This is a genomic window from Cupriavidus sp. CuC1, assembly GCF_044627735.1.
Classification (GTDB): domain Bacteria; phylum Pseudomonadota; class Gammaproteobacteria; order Burkholderiales; family Burkholderiaceae; genus Cupriavidus; species Cupriavidus ulmosensis.
Genome location: NZ_JBIUHC010000245.1, coordinates 1 through 10043 on the forward strand (window position 1 = coordinate 1; position 10043 = coordinate 10043).

Below are 10043 nucleotides of genomic sequence, written 5' to 3' on the forward strand. Positions count from 1 at the left end.
TTCTCGTTAGTCTTCTTTGCCGCGCAAAGAAGAGTGACCGGCAGCCCCCGCAGGGGGATGTCGTATGGCTTTTGGGTCCAAACGCCATCGCCGCTTCTTTTGGATGCAAGAGCCAACGCCATTGAAACAAACAGCGACGCCGCCCAAACAAACACCAATCCCCCCACGCAACCAGCCAAGTGACCCCAAACCACTCACTCCGCCTTGGCCCCCGAATCCCTCACCACCTTCGCCCACTTGGCAATCTCAGCCCTCTGATAACCAGCCAGCTTCTCCGGCGTACCAAGGATGGGATCCAGCCCCAACGTCTTCAACTTGGCCTGCACATCAGGAAGCTGGTAAATCCGGTTGAGCTCCGTATTCAGCTTCGCAATCACATCCTTGGGCGTGTTCGCCGGCGCGAAGATGGCGAACCACGAGTCTGCATCGAACCCAGGCAGCCCTTGCTCCGCCAGCGTAGGAATATCCGGTGCCGACGGCGAGCGCTTCGCGCTGGTCACGCCCAGCGCCCGCACCTTGCCCTCCTTGATCACCGGCATTGCCGACGGCAGGTTGTCGAACATCATGCTGATATGGCCGCCGAGCAGATCGGGAATGGCCATGGCGCGGCCTTTGTACGGCACGTGCGTGAGCTTGACCCCGGCCAGCGCATTGAACATCTCGCCCGCCACGTGGGGCGAGGTGCCGACACCGGGCGTGCCAAAGGTCAGGCTGCCCGGCTTGGCCTTGGCCAGCGCGATCAGTTCCGCCACGTTCTTGGCCGGCACCGAGGGGTTGACCACCAGCACGTTGGGCGTGGACGCGACCAGGATCACCGGGGTGAAATCCTTGACCATGTCGTACGGCATCTTGCTGTATAGCGAGCCATTGATGGAGTGCGTGCCGACCGTGCCAAGCGCCAGCGTGTAGCCATCCGGCGCGGCATGCGCGACGGCCTCGGCGCCGATGTTGCCGCCCGCGCCGGGCTTGTTGTCCACCACCACGGGCTGGCCCCACGAGGGCGAGATTTTTTCGGAGAAGATGCGCGCCAGGATGTCGGGCGCGCCGCCGCTGGGAAAGCCTACGACCATCCGGATCGGCTTGGAGGGATAGGTGTCGGCCTGGGCCGAGGGCACGGCAAAGGCGGCGCAGGCGGCCAGGACGGCTGCTGCGAAAGGATTGCAACGCATGGTATGTCTCCCGATTATCGGCTTTATTTTGATGTCGAACTGGTCTTGCACGCTGCCGGCGGAAAGGGGCAAGGCTTTGCGCCTGTCCGCCGGCAGCGGTGACTCAACTGACTGTCGCGCGGGGCTCACGCCACGCTTAAACCACCGTGCCGCCGAACTCCGCCATGACTTTATCGTGCAGCCGGCGCATTCCCTTTAGCCAGCGATCGTAATCTTGTCCCTTGCGCTGGTAATACTCGAGCACTTCCGGATGCGGCAGGATCAGGAAGCGCTCATCCTTCACGCCTTCCAGCGTGACCTGCGCCACGTGCTCGGGCGTGACCGAGCCGGCCTGCAGGAAGCCCTTGCGCTCGCCGTCCTCCCCGAACAGCATGCGCGTCTGTACACCCTGCGGGCAGATGCAGCTGACCTTGATGCCGCGGTCTCCGTAGGTGATCGACAGCCACTCGGCAAAGCCGATGGCGGCGTGCTTGGTCACGGCGTAAGGCGCCGAGCCGATCTGCGACAGCAGCCCGGCGGCCGATACGGTATTGACGAAATAACCATCGCCACGCGCCAGCATCTGCGGCAGCACCGCGCGCGAGGCGTGGATGTGGGCCATGACATTGATCTCCCAGATGCGCTGCCATTCCTCTGCGCTGGCGTCCAGGCCCTTGCGCAGGATGATGCCGGCGTTCGAGCAGAACACATCGATCTGGCCGAAGCGCTGCGTGGCTTCATCGGCCAGTGCCTGCACCGCGGCGGCATCGGCCACGTCGGTTTGCTGCGCGAACACCTGGCAGTCCGGGCTGGCCTTGGCCACTTCCGCGGCTACCGCTTGCGCGCCCTTGCCGTCCAGGTCGGCCACGGCCACGCCGCGCGCGCCGCCGGCTGCGAATGCCAGCGCGAGCGCGCGTCCGATACCGGTGGCCGCGCCGGTCACCACCACGGTCTTGTTGCGAATCTCCATCTTTGTCTCCTTTGTTTGCTATGTCTGTATTGCCAGCTAGATGTATGGCCCTGAGGCCGTGAGAATGCGATACGCGGGGGCGATGGCGACGTGCTATCCGCGCCCCTGCCACAGGCGGCGCTGCAGCACTTCGGCCAGCTCGCGGATGCGCGGGCCGAGGTTGCCGTCGAGGATTTCCGGTGTCAACCGCGCGGCCGCGCCGCCGATGTTGATGGCCAGCACCTCCGCGCCGCCTTCGAGCACCACGGGCGCGGCCGCGCCGCTCACCGTGCGGTCCCACTCCGCATGCGCCAGGCAGAAGCCGCGCTTGGCGTAGTCGCGCAGCGCGCGCTCGAGCTTGATGCGGATCGCGGGCCAGCGCGCGCCGTAGTGGCGCTCCAAGTCCGCCAGCACGGCGGCGCGCCGCTCCGGCTCCAGCCCGGCCAGCCACGCCCGCCCCATGGCGGAGGTGGCGGTGGGCAGGCGCGAGCCCGGCGCCAGCCGCATCACCAGCGCGCCGCGCGGCTGGCAGACTTCCAGATACACCATCTCATGACGGTCCGATGTGGCGAGCGCCACCGTGCAATCGGTGGCGAACGCCAGCGATTGCATCAGCGGCTGCGCGATCTCGCGGATGCCCGAGCCGGCAAGGTAGCGCTGGCCGAGCACCATCGCGCCCTGGCCGAGCCGGTACTTCTCCAGCGACGCGGAATAGATCAGGTAGCCCAGGCTGGTGAGCGTGTAGGTCAGGCGTGAAACGGTGGGGCGCGGGATGCCGGCGCGCCGCGCCAGTTCGGCATTGCCAAGGTAATCGTCATGCGGGCCGAAGGCGCGCAGCAGGTCCAGCCCGCGCGCTAGCGCGGTGACGAAATTGCGGTCGTCGCGGTCGGTGTCTGGTTCCCCGCCATCGTGCGGCGCATCGGCGGCGCGCACGGCTGCGGCATGCGCGGAGGCAGGCGAAAGCGGGATCGACGAGGTGCGCTTCATACGTGGCGATAACGCTTGGCTACTGGGTGCGGAAAGCAGACCTGAGGCCACAATCGGAGGCTGCGGACCAGAGGTAAGCCGGCTATTTCGCTGTGCGGAAGACTATTCCGTATTTCTTGACTGTGCCTCAGGCCGTATGCAACAGTCAATGAAAACGAACGATCGTGCTGGAACATACCTACGCAGACATGCGTGGCGCTTCACGGTACACGACGACACCGCACCCGGGGCCTGCACGGCAGGCCATTTCCGCATCGCACAGGAGACCAAGCATGCATCACGCCATTCACCAGGCCGCACCGCCCAGCGGCTGATCCTCACGCCGCCTGACCGAGTGGCCCCGCATTTTTTTGCGCGGCGCCGCCAATTCCACGCAGCCCGCAACGCGGCTTGCGTGCCTTCGTTCGTGATTCGAAAAAGTCGCATGAGGTAAGCCCGTGACATTGTTTCTTCAACAAGTCCTGAACGGCCTGACGCTGGGCGGCGTATACAGCCTGGTTGCGCTGGGCCTGACGCTGGTCTACGGCATCCTGCACGTACCCAATTTCGCGCATGGCGCCTTCTACATGGCTGGCGCCTACGTCTCGTACTACATGATGACGTCGCTGGGCGTGAACTACTGGCTGGCCATGGGCGCTGCCGCCGTCGCAGTGGCTGCGCTGTCGATGCTGGCCGACCGGCTTGTGTTCCATCCGCTGCGCAACGCGCCGGAGCTGCACGACATGATTGCCGCCATCGGCATCATGCTGTTCCTCGAAGCCGGCGCGCAGGCGATGTGGGGCGCGGATTTCCATCGCATGCCCACCCCGTATGGCCAGATGGTGGAAGTGATGGGCCTGACCGCGCCGGCGCAACGGCTGCTGATCATCGCCGCGGCCTTCGGGCTGATGGTGCTGCTGCACCTGTTCCTCACGCGCACCGTGACCGGCTCCACCATCGTGGCGATGGCGCAGAACCGCGAGGGCGCGGCGCTGGTGGGCATCGACGCCACGCGTGTCACGCTGCTGGTGTTCGCCATCTCCGGCGCGCTCGCCGCCATTGCCGCCACGCTCTACGCGCCGATCAACCTGGTCTACCCGAGCATGGGCAACCTGGTCATCACCAAGGCCTTCGTCATCATCATCCTCGGCGGCATGGGCAGCATCCCCGGCGCCATCGTGGGCGGGCTGATCATCGGCATGGCCGAGAGCTTCGGCGGCTTCTACGTCTCGACGGACTACAAGGACATCATCGCCTTCGTGCTGCTGGTGCTGATCCTGTCGATCCGGCCCCAAGGCCTGTTTGCCGGCAAGACCGCATAAGGAGCGCACCATGACGAAGACACTGCAAGGCAAGACCGGCTGGGCCCTGTTGCTGGCGCTAGCCATCGCGTTCCCGCTGGTCACGCCCAACAGCTACTACCTGACGGTGATGACGCTGGCCTTCATCTACGCCATCGCCACGCTGGGGCTGAACCTGATCACGGGCTACACCGGCCAGCTCAACCTGGCGCATGGCGGCTTCATGGCCATCGGCGCCTATACGCTGGGCATTCTCACGGTGGACCACCAGGTGCCGTTCTGGGTCGCGTTCGTGCTGTCCGGCGTGGTGTGCATGGTGGTGGGCTACTTCGTCGGCGTGGTGTCGCTGCGGCTCAAGGGCCATTATTTCTCCATCTTCACGCTGTGCATCGGCTACATCATCTACCTGCTGATCGAAAAGTGGGAAAGCCTGACGCACGGCACCGTGGGCCTGATCGGCATCCCGGTGCCGGCCTCGGTGGGGCCGCTCGCGTTCGACAACGTGCAGGCACAGTACTACCTGGTGCTGTTCTTCCTGGTGGCAGGCACCTTCCTGATGCACCGTATCGTCACCTCGCTGCTGGGCCGCAGCTTCATGGCCGTGCGCAACAGCGACGCGCTGGCGGAGGCGCTGGGCATCAACCTGATGCGCACCAAGGTGCTGTCGTTCGTGCTGTCGGTGGGCTATGCCGGCTTTGCCGGCGCGCTGTACGCGGGCCAGGTGCGCTTTCTCGGCCCGGACATTGCGCGCACCGACCTGACCTTCGAGATGGTGATGGCGATGCTGGTGGGCGGCACGGGCACGCTGCTGGGACCGCTGCTGGGCGCGGTGCTGGTGCCGTGGGTCACGCAGACACTGCAGTTCCTGCAGGATTACCGCATGCTGGTGTTCGGGCCGGTGCTGGTGCTGCTGATCATCTTCGTGCCGGACGGCATCGTGGGCTCGTGGGCCAAGCGCCAGGCGCGCCGCGCCGCCGCGGCACGCCGCGGTGGCAGGAGCCGCGCGCAGCAGGCCGGCGCGCCCGTCGTCGCCAACCCGAATGCCACCGCCGCCAACAGCGCCAACGCAGGGGCCGACCATGCTTGAGATTCGCAACCTGACCAAGAAATTCGGCGGCCTGACCGCCGTGCACGATGTCTCGATCACCTTCGAGACAGGCCATATCAACGCCATCATCGGCCCCAACGGCGCGGGCAAGACCACTTTCTTCAACCTGATCGCCGGCACCCATGCGCCCAGCTCCGGGCAGATCCTGCTCAAGGGGCAAGACGTGGCCGGCCTGCGCGCCGACCAGATCGCCCGGCTGGGCGTGGCCCGCACCTTCCAGGCCACCCACTTGTTCGACCGCGCCACCGTGCTGGACAACCTGATCGTGGGCCACCGGATGCGCACGCAATCGGGGCTGGCCGACGTGATCTTCAACACGCGCCGGCTGCGCGAGGAAGAACGGCTGTGCCGCGCCAAGGCCGAAGAGGCGCTCGACTTCGTGGGCCTCACGCACCTGGCGCATGAAGTGGCGGCGGACGTCACGCAGGAGGAGCGCAAGCGCGTGGCGTTTGCGCTGGCGCTGGCTACCGATGCCGAACTGCTATTGCTTGACGAACCCGCCGGCGGCGTGAACCCCGAGGAGACCGTGGGCCTGGCCGAACTGATCCGCAAGATGGTCCGCCACGGCAAGACGGTCTGCCTGATCGAACACAAGATGGACATGATCATGCGGCTGGCCGACAAGATCATGGTGCTCAACTACGGCGAGAAGATCGCCGAGGGGTCGCCCGCGCAGATCCAGCGCGACCCGCAGGTCATCGAAGCCTATCTGGGAGCCGACCATGTTGCAGCTTGAACGCGTTTCGCTTTCGTACGGCAGCTTCCGCGCGCTCGACAACATCACGCTCAACGCCGCGGCCGGCGAGCTGGTGGTGCTGCTGGGCGCCAACGGCGCCGGCAAGAGCTCGATCTTCATGGCGCTCAGCGGCATCCACCGCACGAGCGGCGGCAGCATGCGCTTTGACGGGCGCGAGCTGGCCGGCATGAAGCCCTCGCAGATCGTGCAGGCGGGGCTGGTGCATTGCCCCGAAGGGCGCAAGCTGTTTCCCGCCATGAGCGTGCAGAAGAACCTGACGCTGGGCGCCTACGTGCACCGCCGCGACGCCGCCGGCATCAAGCGCTCGCTGGAAGACGTGTTCGAGATGTTCCCGATCCTGCGGCAGAAGAAGGACGATCCGGCCGGCTCGCTGTCCGGCGGCCAGCAGCAGATGGTGGCGCTCGGCCGCGCGCTGATGGGCCGCCCGCGCACGCTGCTGCTCGACGAGCCGTCGCTGGGCCTGGCGCCGCTGGTGGTCAAGCAGATGTTCGAGGTGATCCAGCGCATCAACCGCGCCGGCACCACCGTGCTGCTGGCCGAGCAGAACGCCTACGCGGCGCTGGGCATCGCCCACCGCGCGTATGTGATCGAGAGCGGCCGCATCGTGATGCAAGGCGATCGCGACACGCTGCTCAAGGACGAAGGGATTCGGAAGGCTTATATCGGGGGGTAGGAAGCATCGGCCGAAGCCGACAAAATGCGCCAAAGCCGCTTGAAATGACGACGGCAGTTACTCCCTCTCCCCTCAGGGGGAGAGGGTTGGGGAGAGGGGTGGCTTAGCTAGGAACCACATGAAGCGGAGCCTTTGGTTTTTCCAGCACGAAGGCGTAACCAGCGCCCGCCCTCTCCCCCAACCCATCATCCGCTGCGCGGGAGAGGGGAGAAGGACCAGGACCAGCAAACCGAACGAACGCAGTGCAAACACAACAGGAGACAGCCAGATGCACACCAAGATGATCCGCCGCTTGTTCCCCCTCGCCGCCACCGCCATGGCCGCGCTGATGGCATCGGGCACGGCCTTTGCGCAGGAAGTCGTCAAGCTGGGCTATACCGGCCCGCTGTCGGGCGGCGCCGCGCTGTACGGCAAGAACGTGCTGTCCGGCATCCAGATGGCCGTGGACGAAATCAATGCCTCGGGCCTTGAGGTCAAGGGCAAGAAGGTCAAGCTGGAAGTGGTGTCGCTGGACGACAAGTACGCGCCCGCCGAGGCCGCCATCAATGCACGCCGCCTGGTGCAGCAGTACAAGACGCCCGCCGTGTTCGTGCCGCATTCGGGCGGCATCTTTGCCCTGCAGGCGTTCAACGAGCAGGAGAAATTCCTGGTGATGGCCTACTCCAGCGTGCCGCGCATCACCGACACCGGCAACAAGCTGACCATCCGCATCCCGCCGTCCTACACCGGCTATATCGAGCCCTTCATCAAGGCGCAGATGAAGCGCTACGGCAAGAACGTGGCGCTGGCCCCGGCCGACCACGACTACGCCAAGGCCTGGGTGCAAGCGTTCGTGCCGGCCTGGGAAGGCGCGGGCGGCAAGGTGGTGGCCAACAACCCGATGTCCTACACCAAGGCCACCGACTTCTACAGCGGCGTGTCGCGCGTGCTGGCCGACAAGCCCGACGTGATGTTTGTCGGCGGCCCGTCCGAGCCGACCGCGCTGGTGGTCAAGCAGGCGCGCGAGCTGGGCTTCAAGGGTGGCTTCATCGTGATGGACCAGGCCAAGCTCGACGAAATGGCCAAGGTCACCAACGGCCTGGCCATGCTGGAAGGCGCCATCGGCGTGATGCCGCTGGCCAACGATGCCCGCCCGGCCGCGCAGACCTACAACAGCAAATACAAGAAGCTGCATGACGGGCGTGACGCCACCACCGAGATGTCGCTCAACTACACCATGGTCTATGCGCTGGCCGGCGCCATGAAGCTGGCCGGCACCACCAGCGACGTGGCCGCGATCCGGGCCAGGATGCCGGAGGCGGTGAAGACGCTGGCCAAGGATGCCAACCCCAACGAGATCGAAAGCATCGACGCCAAGGGCGGCACCGTTGCCGACACCGTGGTGGGCTGGGTGCAGAGCGGCAAGATCGCGCCGGTGCGCTTGTCGGAACTGGCGAAGTAAGCCAGCGAGGCCTGCCACGCAGCCGACGCCCGGACCAGGCGCCGGCTGCCTAAGCCTGCTCAGTGAACCTCATGCCCGTGCTCTTGCGGGTGGCCTGCCTGCCCCTGGGCATGCGGTTGTTGCTGCATAGCCACATGCTGCGCTGACTGCGGCTGCGCAGCGTGCTGTTGCTGGCGCTGCAACTCCTGCTGCCGGCGCTGCTGTTCCTGCTGCTGGCGCTGCTGTTCCTGCTGCTGGCGCTGCTGGTCCTGCTGCTGGCGTTGCTGCTCCTGCTGCTGGCGCTGCTGGTCTTGCTGCTGGCGCTGCATGACCTGTTGCTGGCGCTGCTGCTCCTGTAACTGCTGTTGCTGCTGTTGCTGGCGTTGCTGCTCCTGTTGCTGGCGCTGCATGGCTTGCTGCTGTATTGCCTGCTGCTGGCGCTGCTGTTCCTGCATCTGCCGTTGCTGCTGGCGCTGCATGTCCTGCTGCTGTTGCATCGCCTGCTGGGCACGCTGCTGCTCCTGCGCCTGCCGTTGTTGCTGCTGGCGCTGCATGTCCTGCTGCTGTTGCACCGCCTGCTGGGCACGCTGCTGGTCTTGCGCCTGCCGTTGCTGCTGCTGGCGCTGCATGTCCTGCTGCTGTTGCATAGCCTGCTGGGCCCGCTGCTGGTCCCCAGCCTGCCTTTGCTGCTGCTGGCGCTGCAATTCCTGCTGCTGTTGCAGCGCCTGCTGGGCCCGCTGCTGGTCCGCCATCTGCCTTTGCTGCTGCTGGCGCTGCATGTCCTGCTGCTGTTGCTGGGGCTGCTGGGCGCGCTGCTGGTCTCCCATCTGCCTTTGCTGCTGCTGGCGCTGCATGTCCTGCTGCAGTTGCAGCGCCTGCTGGGCCCGCTGCTGGTCTCCCATCTGCCTTTGCTGCTGCTGGCGCTGCATGTCCTGCTGCTGTTGCAGCGCCTGCTGGGCCCGCTGCTGGTCTTGCGCCTGCCGTTGCTGCTGCTGGCGCTGCATATCCTGCTGCTGTTGCAGCGCCTGCTGGGCGCGCTGCTGGTCTCCCGTCTGTCTTTGCTGCTGCTGGCGCTGCATGTCCTGCTGCTGTTGCAGCGCCTGCTGGGCCCGCTGCTGGTCCCCCATCTGCCGCTCCTGCTGCTGGCGGGCCATGGCTTGCGGGTCGGTCTGCAGTGTCCGGCCGTTCTGCTGCGCCGCGGCCCGCTGCTCGGCCTGGCGTTGCTGGAACTGCTGGGCCTGCTGCGCTTGTTGAGCCTGCTGGGCCTGCTGGGCCTGCTGGGCCTGCTGGAGTTGCGCGGCCGGCTGGCCGTTTTGCGGCGGCATGCCGCGCGCCTGGTCCGGACGCGTGGTCCAGCCGCGCGTACGCGGATCGCCGCCCGGTACGGGCACCTGGCCGCCGTGTTCGGCGCCAACCAATCCTTGCGGCGTGGGCGCGCGAACTCCGCCTTCGGCACGTTGCGGACCGAAGGCTGGATTTCCGCCGCCAGGAGCCCCCGGTGTCACCGGCCCCCCGCGCATCTGGCCCGTTCCATTGCGGCCATGAAATTCCGGCGCCGCCTGGCTCAGCCGGACCGGCGCGGGAGCCGCCTGGTTCCCGCCTGGGGCGTTGCCGCCGCCACGCCATGCCGGCCCGACGCCGGGCACGGTGCCGCCAGCGCGGGCGAAACGCTGGGCCAGTTCATCGCTGGCCGGGCGGCCCGGAGCGCGGGCCGCGATGGC

At 66.5% G+C, this 10043-nt stretch carries 11 protein-coding genes; 8 read left to right on the forward strand and 3 right to left on the reverse strand.

What is annotated here, in order from left to right; translation table 11 throughout:
- Positions 1-183, forward strand: a 183-nt coding sequence (locus ACGLHR_RS48525; RefSeq protein WP_400102871.1) for a hypothetical protein, incomplete at its 5' end; no start/stop codon positions are given.
- A gap of 11 nt (positions 184-194) precedes the next feature.
- Here ACGLHR_RS48525 and ACGLHR_RS48530 read toward each other — a convergent pair.
- The 3 genes from ACGLHR_RS48530 to ACGLHR_RS48540 form a co-directional block, all read right to left on the reverse strand.
- Complete coding sequence (locus ACGLHR_RS48530) at positions 195-1169, reverse strand: Bug family tripartite tricarboxylate transporter substrate binding protein (protein WP_400102873.1); 975 nt, start codon at positions 1167-1169, stop codon at positions 195-197.
- Between the two features lie 136 nt (positions 1170-1305).
- The gene (locus ACGLHR_RS48535) at positions 1306-2118 is read right to left on the reverse strand and encodes an SDR family oxidoreductase (RefSeq protein ID WP_400102875.1); all 813 of its coding nucleotides are present in this window, start codon (positions 2116-2118) and stop codon (positions 1306-1308) included.
- Positions 2119-2211: 93 nt separating this feature from the next.
- Positions 2212-3084: an IclR family transcriptional regulator gene (locus ACGLHR_RS48540; RefSeq protein ID WP_400102877.1), complete on the reverse strand. Its 873-nt coding sequence runs from the start codon at positions 3082-3084 to the stop codon at positions 2212-2214.
- Positions 3085-3521: 437 nt separating this feature from the next.
- On the opposite strand from ACGLHR_RS48540, the gene ACGLHR_RS48545 reads away from it, so the two are divergent.
- From ACGLHR_RS48545 to ACGLHR_RS48575, 7 genes are all read left to right on the forward strand, one after another.
- A complete protein-coding gene (locus ACGLHR_RS48545; protein ID WP_318237520.1) occupies positions 3522-4385 on the forward strand; it encodes a branched-chain amino acid ABC transporter permease in 864 nt (287 codons plus the stop codon).
- A 10-nt stretch (positions 4386-4395) separates the two neighbouring features.
- Entirely contained in the window at positions 4396-5451 is a 1056-nt protein-coding gene (locus ACGLHR_RS48550; protein WP_400102880.1) for a branched-chain amino acid ABC transporter permease, read from the forward strand.
- The gene (locus ACGLHR_RS48555) at positions 5444-6208 is read left to right on the forward strand and encodes an ABC transporter ATP-binding protein (protein WP_400102882.1); all 765 of its coding nucleotides are present in this window, start codon (positions 5444-5446) and stop codon (positions 6206-6208) included. Before ACGLHR_RS48550 ends, ACGLHR_RS48555 begins: the two co-directional genes overlap by 8 nt.
- Entirely contained in the window at positions 6195-6902 is a 708-nt protein-coding gene (locus tag ACGLHR_RS48560; RefSeq protein WP_318237523.1) for an ABC transporter ATP-binding protein, read from the forward strand. Before ACGLHR_RS48555 ends, ACGLHR_RS48560 begins: the two co-directional genes overlap by 14 nt.
- A 268-nt stretch (positions 6903-7170) precedes the next feature.
- Positions 7171-8343, forward strand: a complete 1173-nt coding sequence (locus tag ACGLHR_RS48565; RefSeq protein WP_400102884.1) for an ABC transporter substrate-binding protein — start codon at positions 7171-7173, stop codon at positions 8341-8343.
- Between the two features lie 161 nt (positions 8344-8504).
- Positions 8505-8681, forward strand: coding sequence for a hypothetical protein (locus tag ACGLHR_RS48570; RefSeq protein WP_400102886.1), 177 nt, complete (start codon positions 8505-8507; stop codon positions 8679-8681).
- 6 nt (positions 8682-8687) lie between these two features.
- The coding region (locus ACGLHR_RS48575) for a hypothetical protein (RefSeq protein ID WP_400102888.1) at positions 8688-10043 on the forward strand (1356 nt) is incomplete at its 3' end.